General features: G+C 42.9%; 19 protein-coding genes and 1 tRNA gene. 16 read left to right on the top strand and 4 right to left on the bottom strand.

What is annotated here, in order from left to right; all coding sequences use genetic code 11:
- Positions 1-4: 4 nt before the first annotated feature.
- The 5 genes from nikB (at position 5) to PGQ38_RS09365 (ending at position 5,105) form a co-directional block, all read left to right on the top strand.
- Positions 5-952 (top strand): nickel ABC transporter permease, encoded by a 948-nt coding sequence (nikB, locus tag PGQ38_RS09345; protein ID WP_118579991.1) that lies wholly within the window; start codon positions 5-7, stop codon positions 950-952.
- Positions 942-1,763, top strand: coding sequence for a nickel transporter permease (nikC, locus tag PGQ38_RS09350; protein WP_118579994.1), 822 nt, complete (start codon positions 942-944; stop codon positions 1,761-1,763). Before nikB ends, nikC begins: the two co-directional genes overlap by 11 nt.
- Positions 1,764-1,832: 69 nt before the next feature.
- Complete coding sequence (locus PGQ38_RS09355; protein ID WP_173774240.1) at positions 1,833-3,362, top strand: ABC transporter substrate-binding protein; 1,530 nt, start codon at positions 1,833-1,835, stop codon at positions 3,360-3,362.
- A gap of 2 nt (positions 3,363-3,364) precedes the next feature.
- Positions 3,365-4,159 (top strand): ABC transporter ATP-binding protein, encoded by a 795-nt coding sequence (locus tag PGQ38_RS09360; RefSeq protein ID WP_118579997.1) that lies wholly within the window; start codon positions 3,365-3,367, stop codon positions 4,157-4,159.
- Entirely contained in the window at positions 4,149-5,105 is a 957-nt protein-coding gene (locus PGQ38_RS09365) for an ABC transporter ATP-binding protein (protein ID WP_270431478.1), read from the top strand. Before PGQ38_RS09360 ends, PGQ38_RS09365 begins: the two co-directional genes overlap by 11 nt.
- Positions 5,106-5,171: 66 nt before the next feature.
- On the opposite strand, the gene PGQ38_RS09370 is transcribed toward PGQ38_RS09365, so the two are convergent.
- Genes PGQ38_RS09370 through aroC form a run of 3 tightly spaced genes read right to left on the bottom strand, consistent with a single transcriptional unit; the run spans position 5,172 to position 9,881 of the window.
- Positions 5,172-6,533, bottom strand: coding sequence for a nitrogenase component 1 (locus PGQ38_RS09370; protein ID WP_173772430.1), 1,362 nt, complete (start codon positions 6,531-6,533; stop codon positions 5,172-5,174).
- Entirely contained in the window at positions 6,499-8,736 is a 2,238-nt protein-coding gene (locus PGQ38_RS09375; protein ID WP_270431482.1) for a nitrogenase component 1, read from the bottom strand. Before PGQ38_RS09375 ends, PGQ38_RS09370 begins: the two co-directional genes overlap by 35 nt.
- Positions 8,737-8,789: 53 nt before the next feature.
- Entirely contained in the window at positions 8,790-9,881 is a 1,092-nt protein-coding gene (gene aroC / locus PGQ38_RS09380; RefSeq protein WP_118580116.1) for a chorismate synthase, read from the bottom strand.
- Positions 9,882-10,095: 214 nt separating this feature from the next.
- Here aroC and PGQ38_RS09385 point away from each other — a divergent pair, with 214 nt between their 5' ends.
- The 4 genes from PGQ38_RS09385 (at position 10,096) to PGQ38_RS09400 (ending at position 14,815) form a co-directional block, all read left to right on the top strand.
- Positions 10,096-11,037 (top strand): magnesium transporter CorA family protein, encoded by a 942-nt coding sequence (locus PGQ38_RS09385; protein ID WP_118580119.1) that lies wholly within the window; start codon positions 10,096-10,098, stop codon positions 11,035-11,037.
- A gap of 13 nt (positions 11,038-11,050) precedes the next feature.
- Positions 11,051-11,908 (top strand): rhomboid family intramembrane serine protease, encoded by an 858-nt coding sequence (locus tag PGQ38_RS09390; RefSeq protein ID WP_118580009.1) that lies wholly within the window; start codon positions 11,051-11,053, stop codon positions 11,906-11,908.
- A 98-nt stretch (positions 11,909-12,006) separates the two neighbouring features.
- A complete protein-coding gene (gene pyk / locus PGQ38_RS09395; RefSeq protein ID WP_173715474.1) occupies positions 12,007-13,440 on the top strand; it encodes a pyruvate kinase in 1,434 nt (477 codons plus the stop codon).
- A gap of 88 nt (positions 13,441-13,528) precedes the next feature.
- Positions 13,529-14,815 carry a diaminopimelate decarboxylase gene (locus tag PGQ38_RS09400; protein WP_270431485.1) on the top strand — a complete coding sequence of 429 codons (1,287 nt, stop codon included), beginning with the start codon at positions 13,529-13,531 and terminating at the stop codon, positions 14,813-14,815.
- Between the two features lie 276 nt (positions 14,816-15,091).
- Here PGQ38_RS09400 and PGQ38_RS09405 read toward each other — a convergent pair.
- Positions 15,092-15,174, bottom strand: a tRNA-Leu gene (locus PGQ38_RS09405).
- Positions 15,175-15,322: 148 nt separating this feature from the next.
- On the opposite strand from PGQ38_RS09405, the gene ftsH reads away from it, so the two are divergent.
- From ftsH to PGQ38_RS09440, 7 genes are all read left to right on the top strand, one after another.
- Entirely contained in the window at positions 15,323-17,182 is a 1,860-nt protein-coding gene (gene ftsH, locus PGQ38_RS09410) for an ATP-dependent zinc metalloprotease FtsH (RefSeq protein WP_195699743.1), read from the top strand.
- 236 nt (positions 17,183-17,418) lie between these two features.
- Positions 17,419-17,757 carry an anti-sigma factor family protein gene (locus tag PGQ38_RS09415; RefSeq protein ID WP_226854980.1) on the top strand — a complete coding sequence of 113 codons (339 nt, stop codon included), beginning with the start codon at positions 17,419-17,421 and terminating at the stop codon, positions 17,755-17,757.
- A 23-nt stretch (positions 17,758-17,780) separates the two neighbouring features.
- The gene (gene polA / locus PGQ38_RS09420) at positions 17,781-20,420 is read left to right on the top strand and encodes a DNA polymerase I (protein ID WP_270431490.1); all 2,640 of its coding nucleotides are present in this window, start codon (positions 17,781-17,783) and stop codon (positions 20,418-20,420) included.
- 92 nt (positions 20,421-20,512) lie between these two features.
- A complete protein-coding gene (gene coaE / locus PGQ38_RS09425; protein WP_118580027.1) occupies positions 20,513-21,112 on the top strand; it encodes a dephospho-CoA kinase in 600 nt (199 codons plus the stop codon).
- On the top strand, positions 21,099-21,896 hold the full coding sequence (locus PGQ38_RS09430; RefSeq protein WP_195590683.1) for an MBL fold metallo-hydrolase: 798 nt from the start codon (positions 21,099-21,101) through the stop codon (positions 21,894-21,896). Before coaE ends, PGQ38_RS09430 begins: the two co-directional genes overlap by 14 nt.
- 141 nt (positions 21,897-22,037) lie before the next feature.
- Positions 22,038-22,310, top strand: coding sequence for an ACT domain-containing protein (locus tag PGQ38_RS09435; protein ID WP_021925040.1), 273 nt, complete (start codon positions 22,038-22,040; stop codon positions 22,308-22,310).
- Positions 22,311-22,393: 83 nt separating this feature from the next.
- Positions 22,394-23,758 carry a PFL family protein gene (locus tag PGQ38_RS09440; RefSeq protein ID WP_118580033.1) on the top strand — a complete coding sequence of 455 codons (1,365 nt, stop codon included), beginning with the start codon at positions 22,394-22,396 and terminating at the stop codon, positions 23,756-23,758.
- Positions 23,759-24,148: the final 390 nt, after the last annotated feature.

Genomic DNA, 24,148 nt, shown 5'->3' on the forward strand with positions numbered 1-24,148 from the left:
AAAAGTGAAAAGAGAGATTATAAAACGACTGATTTCACTTGTGATTATTTTGTTTGGGCTGTCTCTGATGACCTTTGGACTTACATATATTTTGCCGTCAAATCCAGCTGAACAGCTGGCAGAATCTATGGGTGCAGGTCATGACCGGGAGGTAATCGCAAAGATTGAAGAAAAATACGGATTAGACAAATCTTTTGGAGAGCAGTATGTGAACTGGCTGAAGGGTGCGTTACATGGCGATTTCGGAATGTCGGTAAAATATGCACAGCCCGTTTCCCAAGTATTAGGAAGAAAACTCCCCAATACGGTTAAACTGGCAGTTGCATCGTTTATTCTGATGATATTAATTTCTTTTCCGTTAGGAATTTTATCAGCAGTATATAAGGATAAAAAGGCTGATTATATTATTCGGTTTATGTCTTTTATTGGAATTTCACTGCCTAGCTTCTGGGTTGGTATGATGATGATCTATTTTTTTGCAGTTAAGATGCACTGGCTGCCTGTGGGGGGATCAGATTCTTTTAAAAGTCTGATCATGCCGTCTGTAACACTTTCGTTAAGCATGAGTGCGTACTACATAAGACGGATCAGGGCGGTAATGGTCGAGCAGATGAATGAGGAATATATAAATGGCTGTCAAGCAAGGGGAATTGGAAGGTTTCGTACAATTTTCTTTCATGTGCTGCCAAATTCCCTGCTTACTGTAGTGACAATGCTCGGCATGTCATTTGGAGGATTACTTGGTGGAACAATGATCGTTGAAACGGTCTTTAGCTGGAATGGAATCGGCAGCGCAGCAGTGGCTGCGATTTCCGGCAGAGATTACCAGCTGATCCAGGGATATGTTATGTGGATGGGATGTATTTATGTACTGGTGAATCTTTTGGTAGATATATCTTACCAGTGGCTTGATCCAAGAATTAGAAGAGGAGCCCTGCAACATGAAGAGTAAGAAAAAATTATGGATTCGTTTTGTGATTATAATGGCATTTGCAGTGCTTTTCTTATTATTTGCATTGTTCGCGGGAAAATTTGCACCTTATGATCCGTTGGAAACACACTATACAGACCTTCTGAAAGCGCCATGCAAACAGTATCTCATGGGAACTGATCAGATGGGAAGGGATATATTTTCGAGAATTCTTTACGGAGGAAAAACATCACTTTTGATCGCATTTGTTGTGACAGCGATCATTTCCGTTGTAGGAATTCTTATCGGGACAATAGCAGGCTTCTGGGGAGGCGCTTTTGATGCTGTTTTAATGCGTTTATCTGACATGCTGATGGCCTTTCCTGGTTCCATTTTTACAATTGCACTTGTAAGCTTTCTTGGTACAGGACTTCCAAATCTGATTTTGGCAATGACCATAACAGGATGGACTTATTATGCTAGAATTAGCCGGTCATTAGTGCTTTCCATAAAAAATAATACATATATAGAGCAGGCAAGACTGGGAGGCGCTAATAATTTCCGGATTATGACAGGTTATATTATTCCAAATGTCATGCCTTCGCTGTTAGTAAATATTACGCAGGATATTGGAAGTAAACTTTTGACCATTGCAGGTCTTTCCCTGCTGGGGCTTGGTTCCCAGCCACCTACACCGGAGTGGGGATATATGCTGTCTGAGGGAAAAGACTATATGTATTCGGCACCCTGGATGCTTATGGCACCTGGTATTGTTATTTTAATAAATGTAATCATATTTAATTTACTTGGAGACAGTATTCAGGATCTGATGAATCCGAAAAGAAAAAATTAAGAATGTTTACTCTTTAAAATAAAGAGTTGAACATAGATTATAGTTTAACAACAGGAGGAGAAATAAAAAATGAGAAAACGGTTAGTATCTTTATTGTTTGCAGGAATTATGGCATGCAGCGTAATAGGAAGCGGTGTTACTACATTTGCAGCCGAAAATGACAGTCACATTAATCTGGCACTTTTCACCTACATCGAAGGCATGGATCCTGCAACAGACTGGTGCGGATGGAATCTTACACGCTGTGGTGTAGGAGAAACTCTTGTGACTGTAAATGAAAATATGGAAATTGTAGGACAGTTAGCTGATGAGTGGGAGCAGGTTGATGATACAACTTATCGTTTTCATATCCGCCAGGGAGTAAAATTCAGCAATGGTACCGAGCTGACACCAGAGATCGTAAAGGATTCTATCCAGAGATCTATTGATAATAACTCTCGTGGAGGAGATCTTAAAATTGCAAACATCGAAGTAGATGGAGAGAATGTAGTATTTACTACAGATGGTGCATACAGTGCTTTTGTTTCACAGCTTACAGAGCCGATGACAGTTATTGTAGACACCACAGCTGATACAAGCAATTATGATACTATGCCAATCTGTACAGGACCTTATGCAGTGTCTGAGTATGTATCTGAAGAGAAGATTGAGCTTGTGGCAAATGAGAACTACTGGGATGGAGCACCGGAAATCAAGAGCATTACTGTAAAGAATATCGGAAGTGATACAAAGGTAGATGCAATGCTTTCCGGAGATATTGACCTTGCACAGGGACCGGATGCAACAGCTCTTAATCGTGTGGAAAATAATGACGATATCAACATTGTAAAAGTAACCGGAACAAGAGAGAATGATTTCGAATTAAACTGCCGCGAGGGAAATCCCCTTTCTGATAAGAACCTTCGTCTTGCACTGTCCTATGCAGTAGATCGTGATGTTGTAGCACAGGTAGCAGGAAATGGTTATTCTTCTCCAATCAGCACAGCATTCCCGCCATCTGTAGGATACGATTCTGAAGATGTAAACGGACAGGTTTATGATCTGGATAAGGCAAAAGAATGCCTTGAGGCAGCAGGCTACAGCGATTCTGACGGAGATGGAATTGTGGATAAGGATGGAGAGAATCTGTCCCTTACAATTTCTATTGCCAATGGTTCTTCAACAGCAGTAAGTGAGACTTTACAGGATATGTGGAAGCAGATCGGAGTTGATGTACAGATTGAAATGCTGGAGAATGTAAGTGACAAACGTGCTTCTGGTGATTTCGATATGCTGGTATCTCCAAACTGGCAGACTGTAAATGCTGGTGATGGTCAGAAATATCTTATGAACCGCTGGTCTGATGGAGGAAGTGACAATTACAGCGGATATCACAGTGATGAATTCCAGTCTGTTCTGGATAAACTGGATGCTGCATTTACTCAGGAGGACCGTGTAAGCGCATTTGTAGAAGCCCAGCAGATCCTGGCAGATGATGCCCCGGCAATCTGGATGTATGCAAATGATAACGTGACTCTTGTAAACAGTAAACTTGAGAATGTAACAGTATTCCCAATTGACTATTATCTTGTAACAAACAAGTGGACATTAGCTGAATAATTATGGATATTCTGAATATTGAGAACTGTACGATTCGCTATCAGGAGCAGGAAGCGGCAGTAGAGCATGTTTCTCTTTCTGTAGGAGAGCAGGAAATCGTCAGTATCGTAGGTGAAAGTGGAAGTGGAAAAACAACTTTAATTCGTGCTATTCTCGGAATTTTACCTCCTGGCGGGACAGTGACAGAGGGGAAAATCTTATTTCAGGGAAAAAATATTTTGGAATTAGATGAGACGTCTTTACAAAAGCTCCGGGGAACGGAAATTGCAATGATCTTTCAGGATGTTGGAGCATCATTGGATCCCATACGGATTGTAGAGTCTCAATATCGGGAATCTATTCTGGCGCACAGGAAAATGGCAAAGGCTGACTGTCGGTCACTAGAAAAAGAAATGCTGGCAAAAATGCATCTGACAGATCCGGAACGTGTAATGGTATCTTATCCTTTTGAGCTTTCCGGCGGGATGAAACAGCGTGTTGGAATTGCAATGTCAATGACTGCAAGACCAAGACTTCTTCTTGCAGATGAGCCTACTTCTGCATTGGATGTGACAATTCAGGCAGAAGTGGTACGAGAAATGAAGAAGCTTCGGGAGCAGTATGAAACTGCAATTATTCTTGTGACACATAACATGGGAGTTGCTTCTTACATTTCAGATAAGATCGGTGTGATGTGCAAGGGTGAGCTGGTGGAATTTGGAAAAAGAGATGATGTGATCTTTCATCCGAAGCATGAATACACCAAAAAACTTCTGGCGGCAGTGCCAAGGCTGGAGGGAAAACGATTTGCAAAATGATACGATTCTCCTGGAAGTTAAAAATCTGAATAAGACATTTCCAGTGAAAAAAGAAAAATTATATGCAGTAAGTGATGTTAGTTTTTCCCTCAAAAAAGGTGAATGCCTGGGGATTGTGGGTGAAAGTGGATGCGGGAAAAGTACAGTGGCGAGAATGATTGCCGGTATCATACCTGTTTCGGGTGGAGAAGTACTGCTGGAAGGGGAAGCTTACATGAACCTGAAGGGCAGTGAAAAAAGACGTTTCCGCCGAAACATTCAGATGGTTTTCCAGGATCCTTTAAGTTCATTCAGTCCAAGAATGAAAGTTGGCACTTATCTTATGGAATCCAGGAGAAACTTTGATGGGATCAGTAAAGAAAATGGTCTTAAGGAAGCGCGCAAACTGCTTCTGGAAATAGGTCTTCCGGAAGATTTTGTGAATCGTTATCCACATGAGCTTTCGGGTGGTCAGCTGCAGCGTGTGGCTATTGCCAGGGCCATTTCTATTCAGCCTAAACTACTGATCTGTGATGAAGCGACAGGTGCACTGGATGTTTCCATACAGAACCAGATTGCGAAGCTGCTGGTAAAGCTGGTGGAAGAAAAGCAGATCAGCTGTCTGTTTATTGGGCATGACCTGGCACTGGTAAGGAGTGTAAGTCAGAGAATCGCAGTTATGTATCTGGGAAGAATTGTGGAAATTCTGGAGAGTGAGACGCTTGCTGCAAAAGCAGTACATCCATATACGAAAATGCTGCTTGGTTCTGTTTTTGATGTATATTGCGATCAGAATGAGAAAATTGCAGCTGCAAAGGGAGAGCCTCCAAGTCCTCTTGAAGTGCAAAAGGGCTGTGCTTTTGCCGGGCGCTGCAACTGGTGCAGGGAGAAATGTAAAGAAGAACTGCCTCTTTTGCAGGAGATTGAGCCAGGACATAAGGTTGCCTGTTTTCAATTTATGAAATAAAATACTGCTCTGAGCAGCAAAAGCTGTCTGGTAGATGCCAGGCAGCTTTTTTGAGGTGGAATAAAGTTAATTCCATGCTCGAAGCAGTTTTGTACCATTTAAGATTTGTTCCAGAAGATATAGAGCACCTGTACATCCAACGTAAGTTTTGGGAATGACATGGATATATCCGGAACCTGGATTGGCAGTTTCAATGCCAAAAATGTTGTCGCTGTAAGTGTTCAATTCTACGATTGTGTTTGCACCAGCAAGAAGGATAACATTATTTACAGAGGCAATATCCTGTTCCAGTGCGTCTTCACAATGAAGCTCATGAAGCTTTTCCTGAATCAGATTTTCCGTGTGGCATTGTAAATAAAGTGGATGGATGACTTTGGGCTTAATGCCTAAATAACCGGAAAGATAATCCACATATCCTCTTAGAACGGATGGTTCGCCTTCCGCGGCATAGCGAAGATCCTTTGGGAAGCCTTTATTTCCCATATTATGTGCAATGAAATAGAAAGCGCGCGAACGGCTTTCTTCAATATAATCTAATGCAGGTTCACAATTTGTTCCGAGCAAAGAGGAAATCCCCCGGACAAATTCTTCGGTGAGGTCAAAACCGATTGGCATTCCTCCGGTCTCGTAAACTGGTATGGGAAAATGGCTGCGGAGATATTCGGCTGTTTTTTTACAACGCTCCGGGCAGAGTATAATATTGGCGTCTGCCTGAGCAATTGTACGAAAATCAGTTATGGGACAATTCATACCAGCTGCTACATGAACAGAGATTCCGCAAAGCTTCAGTAATTTGGTGATTTCCTTTAAACCGCCTTCCGGGAATTTCTCATGTGCATCAAAACCAAAAAGGTTAATAGATGGAATTTTGGAGGCTTTTTTATTGGTGCAAGGTTTATCACATAACAATTCCATCAGGCGAACGGTTGCTTCGTCGTATCCGATCATAGAATTTTCTGATAAGCCAGGGGATTCGATAAAAAGGTGTGGAATTCCAAATTCTTTGCTGATGGCATCCAGTTCCGGCTCCAGTGCTTCGCCGAGGAGAGAAGTACCGGGAGTCTGGATTACTGTGAATAAGTCATAACTTCTTTCTGAAAACAGATCGTTTAATGCGCGATGAAGTTGTTCGGCGGTCCCGAAAATATAATCAGAATAGCGGAGATTGGTAGCTGGTATGCGAGGACTGCCGATGCAAAACTGGCTGCGAAGCAACCGGTCATCCATAGCATCTTCCAGTCGAAGCTCATCACCAAGAGTCCATAGATTGGATCTTCGAATCAAAGAATCAACACCACTAAAGGTATAGTAGGTTTTACAGCCAATAGGACCATTTAGGAGAACCAGGTTGTTTTGGATCCCTTCGCATGCAGAGATAACACCCGCAATGTGATCAGGGACAGCGTTTCTCAAATAATGATTTGTCATTTTTCCATCGTCCTTCCAAAGTGTTTTCAAATAAACGGATCCATTTTGCAGCACAATCTGTTCCAGTAAAGAAACCTGTGCTGATATCCCGTGCAAGATTTACGGTGCAGATTTCATCAGGTATGAAAGCCTGTCCCATAAAATCATTCAGGATAATAAGATCTGGCTTTTGTTTTGCAATAGAAGTAAATAATGTATTTTGTGCATTTTCCCAGTCCGCTGAGAATTGATGCTTCCAATCTGCAACGCTGTCTTCTTTACTTCCGATAAGGATAGAATCCAATACATCCAAATCCAGATCATGAGCCAATTCAAGAATCCAATCAATGCTATTGTTCTTTAAGAATAAAATTACTTTTTTCCCTTTATACAAAAGCTTGAGGTTGTTAATAGTTTGGGTGTATTGAATGCGGTTTTCTAAAATTACCTGTTCTGTTTCTTTTTCTTTTCCATAAAGTTTTCCTATTTTGCGAAGCCAGGAGGCTGTTTGGGAAAATCCCCTGGGAAGCTCGTTGCAAAGAAAACGGCAACCATATTTTTCTTCAAATATTTTTTGCAGTTCATGTCCTAGTTTATCATAGCGTGCCATGATCGAATAAGGCGCTTTTAAAAAATTATGGATGTTCTCCATTGATTCTGCGCAGATAAAGCGACAGTTGATTCGGATTCCTATTCTTTTAAATATTTCCTGCAGATTCATAAAAGTACAATCTGTCTGAGAAGAAATTGTATGTTCATAGACAAGATTGATGCAATCAGGTTCTGGCTTTACGTTCGGATCAACAGCTTGAAGAGCAAGCGTTTTGTAGCAAAGTGCCATTCCTTCGTTATAGTCACCGGCTTCGATTCCGTCAGTATGAATAATATACATATCGACACCAAGACTTTTTAATTCTTTTTGAAGTGGAACCAGGTCATCGCCACTCATGCCTGGAATACAGGAAGTGACAGTGATAATATTGCGGATTCCGCGTTTCACCATTTGAAAAGCTTTACGCCGTGTCTGTTCTACACCACCGTATACGGCTTCGTTTATGGTGATATCAGTATTCTCAAACTGTCTTGGAACAAAGGCCGGGTAAAGGATTCCGCGTTCATACAATCCTCTTCGTCCGTAGCTGGTAAAACCGTTAATGGCATACCAGGTGCAGCTTTTGGGAGCATGTCCGAGAATTGCGGCATCTTTGATATGAACCGCCAGATCGATAGCACCACGATAAGCACAGCCATATAGCGGAACTCTGCTAAAAGGATCAGATAAAGCTCTCTTTTTCGTGGCAGAAGGTTGTGCGGGAACAGCAGGAATCACGGGAGCAGATGTATGTTTGGAAATTGTAGTGGTAGTGTGGGATAGTCTTTCCCCACGCATAAAAAGCTCCATCTGCTCTTCAGATAAAGGGGCAGCGGCATAAAGAACAGGCTGCGTTTGTAATTTTTGTGCAAGCTCCAGAAAAATATTAGCTTCGGCACTTTTGGGGGATTTTTCAACCAGAGTCATTGCTTCTTTTTCTGCCTGGGTAAAAAGATTACTTCTGGGAATTTCTGCAAGAATTGGAAGATTGACAGCATTGGTAAAGTCTTCTACATATTTGCGATCATCACCGACTCCGCGGCTGTTATAGATGATCCCGGCAATCTGTCTGCCCTGGGGATTAAGATTCTTTATTCCGCACAGAATGTTATTTGCAGCATAAATAGACATAGATTCCCCACTTGTTACAAGAACTACTGCATCGGCATATTGTTTGCGGACAGGAACCGCAAAACCGCCACAGACAACATCTCCTAATACATCATATATGACCTGGTCATATTTTTCTATGGCGTGGTATTTGTTTAAAAAATCAAATGCAGTCAGAATTCCCCGGCCTGCACAGCCCATTCCTGGTCTGGGACCGCCTGCTTCTATGCAACCAGTGTCAAGAAAACCTGGTATTAATACATCTGCCAGGTTTTGTTCATCTTCAGGAGTGTTTAGAAGATAATCGAGGATAGTTGTGATTTTTTGCCCATGGTGTAGAAGACGGGTTGAGTCGTGCTTGGGATCACATCCTATTTGAAGTACTTTACTGTTGCAGACTGCTAAGGCTGCGGTCAGATTCGCACTTATTGTGGATTTCCCAATCCCTCCCTTTCCATAAACTGCAATTTGCATATTGGTCCTCCTCATTATGAAATTCCAAATTACCTTTGATAATGGCATTGGAGACTGTTATTACTTGCTGGAAAAATTTTTAACGACGTTTTTTTCGTAATCTACAGATAAAAATCCTTCACATAATCCATCCGTGCGCTCATATTAGAAAACATAGCATCTACCAGTGTGATGGCGGCCATGGATTCTACTACTACAACGGCACGGGGGACGATTACCGGATCATGGCGGCCTTTGATCTCAATAGAGATATCTTCTCCGGTTGTAGTAACTGTCTGCTGTGGCTGTGCGATAGATGGAGTTGGCTTAACGTGGGCGCGGAGAAGGATTTCACTGCCGTCGCTGATCCCGCCTAAAATTCCACCGGAATGATTGGTGTTTTTTACGATTCTGCCGTTTTCCATATGGAAGCCATCGTTATTCTCGGAACCCCTCATAGTGGAAACCTTGGCACCGTCACCAATCTCTACTGCCTTTACGGCTCCAATAGACATCAGTGCCTGAGCAAAGGCTGCATCAAGCTTACCGAAAACAGGATCTCCGATTCCGGCAGGAACACCGTTTATACGACACTCAATGACACCACCTGCACTGTCATTCTTTCGCATACAGCTCTCTAGATATTTGATTGCATTTTTGGCAGCAACCATATCCGGCATATAGAAGGAGTTTTCTTTGATTACCTCTGGGTGGTAGGTCTGACAGGAAACAGGTCCGATGGAGCTGGTATAAGCCTGCAGAGTGATGCCAAGCTCCTTCAAGATTTTTGCTGCAATAGCACCTGCAGCAACTCTGCCGATGGTTTCACGTCCGGAGGAACGTCCGCCGCCTCTGTAGTCCCGGATACCATATTTGCTGTCAAAGCCAAAATCAGCATGTCCCGGCCGGTATGTATTTGCAATATTTCCATAATCATGGGAACGCTGATCTTTATTGCGTACGATCATGGAGATCGGGGTTCCGGTGGTCTGTCCTTCAAACACTCCGGAGAGGATTTCTACTTCGTCACCTTCATTACGGGCAGTAGTATAGCGGCTTTGTCCGGGTTTTCTCCGGTCAAGATAAGCCTGTATATCTGTTTCTGTAAGGAAAAGACCTGCGGGAACACCATCCACTACAGCTCCAAGCGCTTTTCCATGGGATTCTCCCCAGGTAGTAACCGTGAATTTTTTTCCAAATGTTGACTGACTCATAGGCATAAATCCTTTCTGCTGCTGATCATGGTGCTCAATATGTTTTTTAGCAGCTTAACTGTATCGAATTAAAGTATAAATGTGTCTTTAAAGACATTATAGCGAAATGCAAAAAATTTGTAAACCGAATCTATTAGAATTGACAAAATTTCCTGTACAAATTATAATGGAAAATGTATTTTTTGAGAAACAAGAGATGGAAGGAGTGCAGTTTGTGGTAAGGATTTTTAAGACGATAGAGGGTGCGATCCATCAGATCCAGGAACCACAGGAGGATTGCTGGATTGCGATGACCAATCCCACTGCCACTGAGATCTTTGAAATGTCCGAAAGGTTCGGGATAGAAGTAGATGATCTTCGGGCACCTCTGGATGAGGAGGAACGTTCCCGTATCGAGGTAGAAGATAATTACACTCTGATCCTTGTAGATGTTCCTATGATCGAGGAACGCAATGACAAAGACTGGTATGGCACTATTCCCCTTGGTATTATCGTTACCAAGAAGATGATCTTTACGGTATGTCTGGAAGATACTCAGGTACTCACCAGATTTATGGAGGGAAGGGTACGTAACTTTTTTACCTATATGAAAACCAGATTCATTTTGCAGATCCTGTACCGCAATGCCACTATGTACCTGCATTATCTGCGTATTATAGATAAGAAAAGTGAACAGGTGGAGGAGAAGCTCCACATGTCCACCCGTAATCAGGAACTGATGGAACTGTTGGAACTGGAGAAATCCCTGGTTTATTTTACTACATCTCTTCGGTCGAACGAGGTAGTACTGGAGAAGCTTCTGAAGGTAGAGAGCATTAAGCAGTACCCGGAGGATACGGATCTTCTGGAAGATGTTATCATTGAGAATAAACAGGCAATCGAGATGGCCAATATATACAGCGGTATCTTAAGCAGCATGATGGGTACTTTTGCCTCGGTTATTTCCAATAACCTGAATGTGGTTATGAAGGTTTTGTCCGTTATCACGATTGTAATGAGTATTCCCACTATTGTGTTCAGTGCATATGGAATGAACCTGAGCCCTTCGGGAATGCCGTTTTCTGCTGACAAATGGGGATTTTTAGTGGTGATATTGCTGTCCATACTGGTGAGTATTGTGGCAGCTGTGATTCTGTCCAAGAAGAAATTTTTCTGAGTAGGAGGATTACATGAAATTTATTGATAAGCTGGAACGAAAATTTGGAAGATTTGGTATTCCCAATCTCACAATTTACATGATTGTATGCTATGTGATCGGTTATGCACTGATGATCGTGAATCCAGGCATACTGAACTGGCTGAGCCTGGAACCAGCGTATATTCTGCGGGGACAGGTATGGAGACTGGTAACCTGGGTACTGTATCCACCGAGCACTTCCGGAGTATTATGGTTTGCAATTGCAGTTCTGTTCTTTTATTATCCAATTGGAACTTCTCTGGAGCGGACGATTGGAACTTTTAAATATACGTTGTATATTCTTTCGGGCGTGATATTTACAATTTTGGGAGCGTTTATTCTGTATTTCCTTCTCGGAGGAAATGTTCTGGTAGGAAACGTATTTTCTACTTATTATATCAGTCTGTCCACATTCCTTGCATATGCAATGTGTTATCCGGATATGCAGGTTCTGCTTATGTTTATCATTCCGGTGAAGATGAAGTGGATGGCAATTTTTTATGTGGTGATTGTTGTATATGAAATGATTCAGTATGTTATGGCAGGTGCATGGTATCTGGTGATCCCGATTGTGGCTTCACTGTTGAATTTCATTATTTTTTACTTTGGAACAAAGGATTTCAGCCGGTATAACCCGAAGGAGATCCACAGAAGAAATGAATTCCGCAGAGCAATGGAACCCCAGGGACGTATGAAATCAGGCAGCGGCAGTGTGACCAAGCACAAATGCGCGATTTGCGGACGTACTGAGCTTGATGATCCTAATCTGGAATTTCGTTTTTGTTCCAGATGCAATGGAAATTATGAGTATTGCCAGGATCATCTTTTTACACATACACATGTGAAATGAAATTAATGTAATTGTTAACCGGTAACATCGCATGGCTGCTGTGAACGATGTGGGCAGCAGCCAGCAAATGACTGAAAAGACAGAGGGAAAGACTGCTTATGAAGAGAACAAAAATTATCTGTACTATGGGACCAGCATCCAGTAAGAAAAATACTTTAAGAGCTATGATGCGTGCCGGAATGGATATTGCACGTTTTAATTTTTCCCATGGTTCTCATGAAGAACACAGGGGAAGAGTAGACATGGTCAAAAACCTACGGGAAGAACTGAATATTCCGGTTGCCCTGCTTCTTGATACAAAGGGACCGGAGATCCGTACCAAGCTTCTTAAGGATCATAAGAAGATTACATTGGAGGCTGGAAGCGAATTTACACTTACTACCGGTGATATAGAGGGAGATGAGACCAGAGTCGCCATCACATATGAAAATCTTTACAAAGATGTGAAAAAAGGCGGTAAAATCCTGATTGATGATGGTCTGATCGAACTGGAGATTGAGAATATTAAGAATGGGGATATTGTCTGCCGTGTCTTAAACGGCGGCGAGCTTGGAGAGCGCAAAGGAATCAATGTTCCTTATGTGAAAGTGAAGCTTCCGGGAATTACAGAGCAGGATAAAGATGATATTCTGTTTGGAATTACACAGGAGTTTGACTATATTGCAGCTTCTTTTGTCCGTGATGCAAAAGCGATTAAAGAAATCCGTCAGCTTTTGGATGAAAATGGCGGACATGATATTGGAATCATTGCCAAAATCGAGAATGCCGAAGGCGTTGAAAATATTGATGAGATCATCAAGGCTGCAGATGGTATTATGGTTGCCAGAGGTGATCTTGGTGTGGAGATTCCTCCGAGTGAGGTTCCTTATATCCAGAAAATGATCATCCGCAAGTGCAATGAGAACTATGTTCCGGTTATTACTGCTACCCAGATGCTGGATTCCATGATTCGCAATCCACGTCCTACAAGAGCAGAGGTGGCAGACGTTGCCAATGCTATTTACGACGGTACAGATGCTATTATGCTTTCCGGTGAGACTGCAGCTGGTAAATATCCGCTGGAAGCTCTGAAGATGATGGTGGAGATTGCACAGACCACAGAGCCTCACCTGCATTATGAAGATTATACCCATAACCGCAATATGTGTGGTGAGAGCAGAGTGTCCAGTGCTGTGGGACTGGCAGCAGTGCAGACTGCAAGAGATCTGAAGGCTAAGGCCATTGTGACTCCTACCTTTGGAGGAAGAACAGCCAGACTGATTTCCAATTTCCGGCCGGAAGCTCCTATTTATGCTGTTACTCCCAATGATACGATTCTGCATAGACTTCAGCTTGTATGGGGCGTTACACCGTTGAAAGGATACGAGAAGGATTCCACAGAGCATATTATTTCCCAGGCCATGAGCGTTGTCCGCAGAAAGCGGCTTGCAAAGAAAGGAGACCTGATCGTATTTACGGTTGGAGATCCTGCTACCAATATGACCCGGGAAGGTGCTGTAACAAATATGCTGCATGTGATTGAAGCCAAATAAAGCTGTCACAGGCTCTGACTTGTGACAACAGAAAAATTACTTTTTAAGAGCAGCGAGTGCTGTATTTTACAAACGAGGAGAAACTATTATGAAAAAGACACCTTTTGTAACACTGGAGAAGGTACAGGAAATTGCCGGAAAATATCCTACCCCATTTCATCTTTATGATGAGAAAGGAATCCGGGAGAATGCACAGGCTTTGAAGGAAGCTTTTGCATGGAACAAAGGCTTTAAGGAGTTTTTTGCAGTAAAGGCAACCCCGAACCCATTCCTGATCAAGATTCTGCAGGAATATGGCTGCGGATGTGACTGCTCATCCATGACAGAACTGATGCTTTCCAAAGCTATCGGATGTAAGAAGGGAGACATTATGTTTTCCTCCAACGACACTCCGGATAAAGAGTTTAAATATGCAGATGAGATCGGTGGAATTATCAATCTTGATGACATCACTCATATTGAGAGTGTAGAGAAAGCTGTTGGAAAGATTCCGGAGATCATCAGCTGCCGTTATAATCCTGGCGGAGTGTTCAAAATCAGCAACGATATTATGGATAATCCCGGGGATGCAAAATATGGCATGACTACGGAGCAGATTTTTGATGCATTCCGCATTCTGAAGGGCAAAGGTGCTAAAGAATTTGGAATCCATGCATTTCTTGCCAGCAATACCGTGACCAATGATTATTATCCGATGCTTGCAAAGGTTATGTTTGAGCTTGCTGTGAAGCTTCAGAAGGAGACTGGCGCGCATATTAAATTTATCAATCTTTCCGGTGGTATTGGTATTCCTTATCGCCCGGAGCAGACTCCAAACGATATTCGTGCTATTGGAGAGGGTGTGCGCAAGGTATATGAAGAGGTTCTGGTTCCGGAAGGAATGGGGGATGTAGCTATTTATACAGAACTTGGACGATTCATGATGGGACCTTATGGCTGCCTGGTAACAAAAGCGATTCATGAGAAGCACACTCACAAAGAGTATATCGGTGTGGATTCCTGCGCAGTAAACCTTATGAGGCCAGCTATGTACGGTGCTTATCATCATATTACTGTTCTTGGAAAAGAGGATCAGGTTTGCGATCACCTGTATGATATCACAGGATCTCTTTGCGAGAATAATGATAAGTTTGCAATTGATCGTTATCTTCCGAAGATTGATATGGGAGATTATCTGGTGATTCATGATACTGGCGCGCATGGTTTTTCCATGGGATATAATTACAATGGCAAATTGAAATCTGCGGAGATCCTTCTTCACGAAGATGGAAGCTTCGATATGATCCGTCGCGCCGAGACTCCAAGAGATTACTTTGCAACTTTCGACTGCTTCCCGATTTTTGAGAAAATGCTGGAGGATGAAGACCGGGCGTAATTACTTATGAGTAAAATAAAAACAGTTTGATGCGTTTGGCTTGCAGACTGTGTAAATGAAAAGAGGAACCGCTGAGATGCTGGCGGATCCTCTTTTGCTATATAGAAAAAATTTCTTTGGAACAGTTTGGGATAGATGATCAAAAGTATGAACCCGCGAGGTAAATGCGGGGCAGATTTTTGACAACCCTTGACATTTTTTGAAATTCTGAGCAACAAAAAATCCCGCAAAATCAAGGACTTGACGGGATTTATATAACTTATGAAGTATTAAAAATGCCGGCAGTGGGACTTGAACCCACACGTAGTTGCCTACAACAGATTTTGAGTCTGCCTCGTCTGCCATTCCGACATGCCGGCGGTTGAACAATTGATATAATAGCACATTACAAAAATAAAGTAAAGATGAAATTATGAAAAGTTTATAAATTTTTGAGGCAGAATATTGATATTCCTACATGGAAATGCTAAAGTATTTAACAGTTGACAGAAAATGGAGGAAATGCCAATGAATATTGACCATAAAAAACCAGAAAACCGGCCATTGTACATTTTTGTACTGATAGCGGTTGTGGTGATCCTTTTCCTGAACATATTTGCCATTCCAGCCATGCAGGAACACTCTGTAGAGAAAACCGACTACAGTACATTCCTCAGCAATGTAGAGCGTGGAAATGTATCCAAGGCAGAGGTGCAGGACGATTATATCTATTATATAGTGAGAAAGAACGGCGAGGACGTGGTGTGCAAGACTGTACGCATGGATGATCCGGATCTTGTAAGCCGCCTTTATGAAGCCGGAACCAGTATGGAAGCAGTGGAGCCTCAGAAGCAGTCCATCTTACTCAGTCTGGTGATCGGATATGTGATCCCAATCGTAATCTTTGTTTTCCTTGGAAGATGGCTGAGTAAGAAGATGATGAGCTCTATGGGAGGTGGCCCTGGCGGAGCAATGTCCTTTGGAAAAAGCAATGCCAAAGTATATGTGAAGTCTTCTACAGGAATTAAATTTACAGATGTGGCAGGTGAGGACGAGGCGAAAGAGCTTCTTACAGAAATTGTAGATTATCTTCACAATCCGCAGAAATACACGGAGATTGGAGCATCCATGCCCAAAGGCGCCCTTCTTGTAGGCCCTCCGGGTACAGGTAAGACACTACTTGCCAAGGCAGTTGCAGGAGAAGCAGAAGTACCGTTTTTCTCTATTTCCGGTTCAGAATTTGTGGAAATGTTTGTGGGCATGGGTGCTGCCAAGGTTCGTGATCTGTTTAAGCAGGCAAATGAGAAGGCACCTTGTATTGTATTTATTGATGAGATTGATACCATTGGTAAGAAACGTGACAGCGGAAGTTTCACAGGTGGAAACGATGAACGTGAGCAGACATTAAACCAGCTGCTTACAGAGATGGATGGATTTGACGGCTCCAAGGGAGTTGTGATCCTGGCTGCTACCAACCGTCCGGATTCCCTGGATCCGGCCCTTCTGCGTCCAGGTCGTTTTGACAGACGTATTCCGGTAGAACTTCCGGATCTGAAAGGACGTGAGGAAATCCTGAAAGTCCATGCCAGAAAGATCAAAATCGCAGACAGTGTCCGTTTCGATGAAATTGCCAAGGCAGCAGCCGGCGCTTCCGGTGCAGAGCTTGCCAATGTTGTAAACGAGGCAGCTCTTCGTGCTGTCCGTGACGGCAGGAAGTTTGCTACCCAGGCTGACTTTGAGGAGAGTATTGAGGTAGTTATCGCTGGTTATCAGAAGAAAAACCGGGTGCTTTCCAATAAGGAGAAGTTGATCGTATCCTATCATGAGGTGGGACATGCACTTGTGGCGGCGAAACAGACGGATTCTGCTCCGGTTCACAAGATTACCATTATTCCCCGTACCTCAGGCGCTCTTGGATACACCATGCAGGTGGATGAGCAGGAGCACTTCCTGATGTCAAAGGAAGAATTGGAGAATAAAATTGCTACATTTACTGGTGGACGTGCTGCTGAAGAACTGATTTTCCACAGTATTACAACTGGCGCGTCGAATGATATCGAGCAGGCTACCAAGATTGCCCGAGGCATGATTTCACGCTATGGCATGAGCGATGAGTTCGATATGGTTGCGATGGAAAGTATGAGCAATCAGTATCTGGGTGGTGATTCAAGTCTTAGCTGCTCCTTTGAAACACAGACACTTCTGGACAAAAAGGTAGTAGAGCTGGTACGAAGACAGCATGAGAAGGCCTATAAGATTCTTGAGGATAATATTGAGAAGCTTCATGAACTGGCAAAATATCTGTATGAGCATGAAACAATCACAGGCGAGGAATTTATGAAGATTTTAAATGATCCGCCGAAGTCTCTTACGGCCAGTGCAGAGTAAAAAAGCATTTTTGTATTATTTGACTGGATTTTGCGGCAATAAAGAGAACCGCATTGCCGGATATATAAAATAAGGGACAGCAGAAAATGATCGGATACCTCTTAAGCAGATTTTTGTTATTTACATTGTCTGTTTAAAGAGTAACCGTATCCGATCAAACATCTGCTGTCTCTTGTGTTTTGAGGGAGATTCGGATATAATAACAAATATGGGCTGCAAAAGGGAGGTGTGTTTCCATGAATTGTCAGACAGCAGAGAGTATGGTAAACCGATACATTGAGCATGATTTATCTGTAGATGAACTGGAGGATTTTCTGGAACATGTGGAGAATTGTCCGTCCTGTTACGACGAACTGGAAACTTATTTTATTGTTCATGCTGCCATGCAGCAGCTGGATGAGGAGAGCAGAGATTCCACATTGGATCTTCGGGAGCTTCTGGAAGAAGATATTCGTAAATCCAAGCATTATATACTGAAGATGAGATTCCGCCGCGCGCTGAGTGGAATGGGATTCTGCGCGTTGATTGCCGGACTGGGTGGATTTTTGATTTATATTATTATGCAGGTATTATAGGAAACACGGTACAGGAGGCTTATATGTGTGAGAAAATTTTACTGATAGATGGTCACAGTATTTTAAACAGGGCATTTTACGGACTTCCGGATCTGACTAATTCAGAAGGTTTGCATACAGGTGCTGTCTATGGCTTTTTAAATATCCTGTTTAAAGTGCTGGGAGAAGAGAAACCGGAATATCTGGCAGTGGCATTTGACAGAAGTGAGCCGACTTTTCGCCATGCGAAATATCCGGAATACAAAGGTACACGTAAGTCCATGCCGCAGGAACTAAAGGAACAGATGCCGCTTTTGAAAGAGATGCTTGAAAAGATGGGAATCGCCACAGTTTCCCTTGCTGGTTTCGAAGCAGACGATATTCTTGGTACGCTGGCGAAAAAGGGTGAAGAAAAAGGTCTGGATGTAATCATTCTTTCCGGTGACCGTGATCTTTTACAGCTGGCGACTAAAAAAACTATGATCCGTCTGCCCAGGACTGCAAAAGGGCAGACTGTTATAGAAGACTATAAGGAAGACCAGGTGCAGGAACGTTATCTGGTTTCCCCTGCCCAGATCATAGAATTGAAGGCTCTTATGGGTGATCCTGCCGACAATATTCCTGGAATTCCAGGTGTCGGAGAGAAGACAGCTATCAGGCTGCTTGTAGAATATGGCTCCATAGAAAATGCTTTTTCCCATGTGGAAGAGATTTCACAAAAGCGGGCCAGAGAATCTTTGAGGGAAAATTACCAGATGGCCCAGCTGAGTAAGGAGCTTGCAACCATTTGTACAAACAGCCCAATAGAATTTGAACAGGAGAAATTCCAGTTAGGAAATGTTTTTACAAAGGAATCCTACGAGCTGTGCAGAAAACTGGATTTCCGAAATTTTCTGCTGAAATTTGATCCGGCTGAAGTGAATGAAAATACAATGGAACAGGATTTTTTCACCTGCAATGATCTGGAGGGCTGTGAGGCACTTTTTGAAAAAGCGGGACAGGCAGAAGCTGTGGGAATAGCGCTTCTCTGGGATAAAGAAGGCGTCTATGGAGCTGGTCTGGCATTAGGGGAAGATGAAATGTATTACGTTCCTGTGGAGGGAATGGTAACAGCAGCTTATTTAAGTGATAAAATCGGGAGGCTGGGGAAGCATACCACAGTTTGCTCCATGGACGTAAAAACCATGCTCAAGCGTGCTGATCTAACACCCGATGCAAACGTATTTGACTGTGGCATTGCAGCTTATCTTCTGAATCCTTTGAAAAGTACTTACACTTATAAAGAGCTTGCAAAAGATTATCTGGATGGGAAGCTTCTTCCGGGAAAAGAAGAGCTTCTGGGAAAAATATCCCTGAAAAAGGCCTGGGAGGAGGATATGCCGGAACTGGAACATCTGGCATGCTATATGGCGTATACCGCATTTGCCACCAGAGCCCCCCTGAAAGCGAAGCTTCAGGAAACAGGTATGTGGAAGGTATATACAGAGATTGAACTTCCTCTTGTATTTACGTTAGATTCCATGGAAAAATGGGGAATCGAAGTAAAAGGAGAAGAATTGAAAAATTATGGTGAAAAGCTGACTGTCCGCATTCATGAACTGGAAAAGCTGATCTGGCAGCAGGCAGGAGAAGAATTTAATATCAATTCTCCGAAACAGCTGGGTGTGATCCTTTTTGAAAAAATGGCGATTCCAGGAGGAAAGAAAACGAAGACCGGCTACTCTACATCCGCAGATATATTAGAGAAACTGGCATCAGAGAATCCAATCGTAAATGATATTTTGGAATATCGTCAGCTTACAAAGTTGAAATCCACTTATGCAGACGGCCTTGGAGCCGTGATCGAGAAGGATGGAAGGATCCATTCCACTTTTAACCAGACCATAACTGCCACTGGCAGAATCAGCAGTACAGAGCCAAACCTTCAGAATATTCCGGTCCGCATGGAACTTGGAAGACTGATCCGCAAAGTGTTTGTACCGGAAGCTGGATTTGTATTCCTGGATGCTGATTACTCACAGATTGAGCTGCGTGTTCTTGCTCACATGTCCGGGGATGAGAAGCTGATCAAGGCTTACAGGGAGGCGGAAGATATTCACCGACTGACAGCGTCTCAGGTCTTTCATATTCCGCTTGAGGAGGTCACTCCTCTGCAAAGACGAAATGCCAAGGCGGTGAATTTTGGTATTGTATATGGTATCAGCTCTTTTGGTCTTAGCCAGGATCTTAGCATTACAAGAAAAGAGGCTGCTGCTTATATCCAGAAATATTTTGAGACCTATCCAAGCATAAAGGGATTTCTGGATGGACTTGTGGAGCAGGGAAAAGAAAAAGGCTATGTTTCCACTATGTTTGGCAGAAAAAGGCCGGTTCCGGAACTGAAATCCAGCAATTTTATGCAGAGATCCTTTGGCGAGCGTGTTGCCATGAACTCGCCAATTCAGGGAACTGCTGCAGATATAATCAAAATTGCCATGAATCGTGTGTATAAACGTCTTTTGGATGAGAAACTGAGATCCAGACTGGTGCTTCAGGTCCACGATGAATTGCTGATCGAGACCTGGAAAGATGAAATCCCTCAAGTATCAAGAATTCTGGAAGAGGAAATGAAGGGGGCAGCCAATCTGGCAGTGGAGCTGGAAGTAGATATGCATCAGGGGAATAACTGGTACGAGGCAAAGTAGAAGCAGAACTATGTCTGGAATAAGATTGAGGAAGAAAATAGTTTGTACCTCATAATTACCAGGTGAAATCGAAGCAGTAAGGAATAGGAAAAATGAAGACAATTGGTATTACAGGAGGAGTTGGTGCCGGAAAAAGCACGGTGCTTGCTTATCTTGAGGAAAAATATAATGCTTTTGTTATACAGGCTGACGAAGTGGGACATATTGTGATGGCTCCGGGACAGGAATGTTATCAGCCAGTGATCGATCTGTTTGGGAAAGATGTGATAAAAAACGATAAAACTATTGACCGGAAGAGGGTTTCCGATGTAGTATTTGAGCAACCGGATTTTTTGAGCCGTCTAAATGGGATAATTCATCCGGCTGTAAAAAGATATATCCTGAAAAGCCTGGAGGAACAGAAGAAGGAGGGACGGAAGCTATGCGTTGTGGAAGCCGCACTTTTTCTGGAAGAACATTACCAGGAGTTTTGTGATGAAGTATGGTATATTCATACAGATGAGGAAATCCGCATTCAGCGCCTGATGAAAAACCGAGGCTATACCAGGGAGAAATCTCTTGGAATTATCGGAAATCAGGCCAGCGAAGATTATTTTCGAGCCCATACAGATTTCGTTGTAGAAAATAACGGAAATGTGGAAAAAACCTGGAAGCAGATAGATGAAGGAGTAAGAAGAAATGAGACTTTGTAGCATTGCCAGTGGAAGCAGCGGAAACTGTATTTATGTGGGATCAGAAGAGACCCATGTTCTTGTAGATACAGGAATAAGCGGCAAAAGGATCGAGCAGGGACTGAACCAGCTGGAGCTTACTGGCAAGGACATTGATGCGATTCTGGTCACGCATGAGCATTCTGATCATATCAGCGGTCTGGGGGTGATGGCACGCAGATACCACATTCCGGTTTATACTACAGGTGGAACTGCAGATGCGATCAGCAGAATGAAGAATATGAAGAATCTTCCGGAAGACACTTTTCATGAGATTGTGGAGGATCAGGATTTTCATATCAGGGATCTGACCATTCATCCTTTTTCCATTCCACATGACGCGGCACAGCCGGTAGGATACCGGGTTGAGTGTGAAGATAAGGCAGTTGGAATCGCCACAGATCTTGGGAAATATAACGATTACATAGTAGATAATTTACAAAATCTGGATGCTCTTTTGCTGGAGGCAAATCATGATATCCGTATGCTTCAGGTGGGAAGTTATCCCTATTATCTGAAACAGCGTATCTTAGGCGACAGGGGACATCTTTCCAATGAAAATGCAGGAAAGCTGCTTTGCAGGCTTTTGCATGATGACATGAAAGCTGTTTTTCTTGGACATTTAAGCAAAGAAAACAACTATGAGGCTCTTGCCTATGAGACCGTGTGCTCAGAGGTAACCCTTGGAGATAATCCATATAGATCAAAAGATTTTCAGATTCAGGTTGCGAAACGGGACAGTATTTCAGATGTGGTTGTATTGTAGAAGAGATAATTTACAGTAAAGAAACAAAACTATATTTGAAATACAGGTTCAGTTTTTATATACAGTTCAGGGAAAACTTAAAGCTGTATTTTCCCTGGGACAGTCAAAATGGGCAGCAGACCCAAATACAGGAGGAGTATCATGAAAAAAACAATTATCACAGTAGTAGGAAATGACACCGTTGGTATTATTGCAAAGGTATGTACTTATCTTGCCCAGAATCAGGTTAACATTCTGGATATCTCCCAGACGATTGTACAGGGATATTTTAACATGATGATGGTCGCAGATACCAGCGCTTCAGACAAGGAAATTGCAACTCTTTCCAAAGAACTGGCTGCTCTCGGGGATGAGATCGGCGTAGTGATCCATTGCCAGCATGAGGATATTTTCAACGTAATGCATCGAATTTGAAATGAAAGTCCCTTCCATCGGACTTTCATTTAACAAAAATGTCGCCTGTAGGTGATATATCCATAGAAAGGAATACGAATGCTATGATTAATATATTTGAGGTAAATGAGACCAACAAAATGATCGAGCAGGAGAATCTGGATGTACGTACCATTACTCTTGGAATCAGCCTGCTGGATTGTATTGACAGCGATCTTGAGAAATTAAACGAAAAAATTTATAACAAAATTACCACATATGCCAAAGATCTGGTGGCAACTGGTGAGAAAATATCAGCACAGTACGGAATTCCGATTGTAAACAAACGAATTTCTGTTACACCAATCGGTCTGGTTGGGGGTGCTGCATGTAAAACTACAGATGATTTTGTAACAATAGCCAGGACCCTGGACAAAGCAGCAAAGCAGGTGGGGGTGAACTTTATCGGTGGATATACAGCTCTTGTAAGTAAGGGAATGACACCGGCAGAGGAGCTTCTGATCCGTTCTATTCCGCAGGCACTTGCCAGTACGGAGCGGGTATGCAGTTCTGTGAATGTTGGTTCCACAAAGACTGGAATTAATATGGATGCCGTGAAGCTTATGGGAGAGATTATTCTGGAAACAGCTCAGGCAACCAAAGAACAGGATTCCCTTGGCTGTGCCAAGCTGGTAGTATTCTGCAATGCACCGGATGACAACCCCTTTATGGCAGGTGCTTTCCACGGTGTTACAGAAGCTGACAGTATTATTAATGTTGGCGTCAGCGGTCCAGGTGTTGTAAAAACCGCTCTGGAGAAAGTAAGAGGAGAGGATTTCGAAACTCTCTGCGAGATGATCAAACGAACTGCATTTAAGGTAACACGTGTAGGTCAGCTGGTTGCACGGGAGGCTTCCAAGATGCTTGGCGTTCCATTTGGAATTGTGGATCTTTCCCTTGCGCCTACTCCTGCAATCGGTGACAGTGTGGCTGAGATCCTGGAAGAAATCGGTCTTGAAAGAGCCGGCGCACCTGGAACTACAGCAGCTCTTGCCTTGTTAAATGACCAGGTAAAAAAAGGTGGTGTAATGGCTTCCACAGCAGTTGGAGGCTTGAGTGGTGCATTTATTCCGGTCAGCGAGGATCAGGGAATGATCGATGCGGTAACAGCAGGTGCACTTACCATTGAGAAATTAGAGGCTATGACCTGCGTATGCTCTGTGGGACTTGATATGATCGCAGTACCAGGTGATACGAAGGCATCCACCATTTCCGGCATTATTGCAGATGAAGCAGCAATTGGAATGGTGAACCAGAAGACAACAGCAGTCCGTCTGATCCCTGTTATCGGAAAAGGAGTAGGAGAGACAGTAGAATTCGGCGGTCTTCTTGGCTATGCACCAATTATGCCGGTAAACAATTTCTCCTGTGATGCGTTTGTGGCAAGAGGCGGAAGAATTCCGGCTCCGATCCATAGCTTTAAAAATTAAGGTTACTGGATGAATTTGCACTTGACATTCTTACATCACTGTGCTAAAGTATAAATCAGTTAAACCGATGAGAAAGAGTAGTAAATCAGATGTGACATTTAGTCATTATGAATGGACTGAATAATGACTTACCAGAGAGCGGAGGATGGTGTGATCTTCGTATGAAGCGGCTGATGGAATGGACTTTCGAGGGCGGTCCGAAATTATATTTCAGGAGAGTAGGCGCCGACGGGAACCGAACCCGTTACCAATCAGGAGTGTATGTTTGTACATGAGAAAGTGGACGATTTGTCAATTTGAGTGGCACCGCGATAATAAGATTTTATTACCGTCTCAAAGAGCAACAGGGAATGTTGTTTTTTGAAGACGGTTTTTTGATATCCATTTTAC

Origin of the sequence: Blautia faecis (assembly GCF_027662325.1) — a bacterium.
Lineage (GTDB): Bacteria > Bacillota > Clostridia > Lachnospirales > Lachnospiraceae > Blautia_A > Blautia_A faecis.

Coding starts and splice junctions, on each gene's coding strand:
- PGQ38_RS09390 (WP_118580009.1), top strand. CDS start 11,051: ATGAAATTTATTGATAAGCTGGAACGAAAATTTGGAAGATTTGGTATT.
- nikC (WP_118579994.1), top strand. CDS start 942: ATGAAGAGTAAGAAAAAATTATGGATTCGTTTTGTGATTATAATGGCA.
- coaE (WP_118580027.1), top strand. CDS start 20,513: ATGAAGACAATTGGTATTACAGGAGGAGTTGGTGCCGGAAAAAGCACG.
- PGQ38_RS09360 (WP_118579997.1), top strand. CDS start 3,365: ATGGATATTCTGAATATTGAGAACTGTACGATTCGCTATCAGGAGCAG.
- ftsH (WP_195699743.1), top strand. CDS start 15,323: ATGAATATTGACCATAAAAAACCAGAAAACCGGCCATTGTACATTTTT.
- aroC (WP_118580116.1), bottom strand. CDS start 9,881: ATGAGTCAGTCAACATTTGGAAAAAAATTCACGGTTACTACCTGGGGA.
- PGQ38_RS09400 (WP_270431485.1), top strand. CDS start 13,529: ATGAAAAAGACACCTTTTGTAACACTGGAGAAGGTACAGGAAATTGCC.
- polA (WP_270431490.1), top strand. CDS start 17,781: ATGTGTGAGAAAATTTTACTGATAGATGGTCACAGTATTTTAAACAGG.
- PGQ38_RS09375 (WP_270431482.1), bottom strand. CDS start 8,736: ATGCCATTATCAAAGGTAATTTGGAATTTCATAATGAGGAGGACCAAT.
- pyk (WP_173715474.1), top strand. CDS start 12,007: ATGAAGAGAACAAAAATTATCTGTACTATGGGACCAGCATCCAGTAAG.
- PGQ38_RS09430 (WP_195590683.1), top strand. CDS start 21,099: ATGAGACTTTGTAGCATTGCCAGTGGAAGCAGCGGAAACTGTATTTAT.
- PGQ38_RS09440 (WP_118580033.1), top strand. CDS start 22,394: ATGATTAATATATTTGAGGTAAATGAGACCAACAAAATGATCGAGCAG.
- PGQ38_RS09370 (WP_173772430.1), bottom strand. CDS start 6,533: ATGACAAATCATTATTTGAGAAACGCTGTCCCTGATCACATTGCGGGT.
- PGQ38_RS09355 (WP_173774240.1), top strand. CDS start 1,833: ATGAGAAAACGGTTAGTATCTTTATTGTTTGCAGGAATTATGGCATGC.
- PGQ38_RS09415 (WP_226854980.1), top strand. CDS start 17,419: ATGAATTGTCAGACAGCAGAGAGTATGGTAAACCGATACATTGAGCAT.
- PGQ38_RS09435 (WP_021925040.1), top strand. CDS start 22,038: ATGAAAAAAACAATTATCACAGTAGTAGGAAATGACACCGTTGGTATT.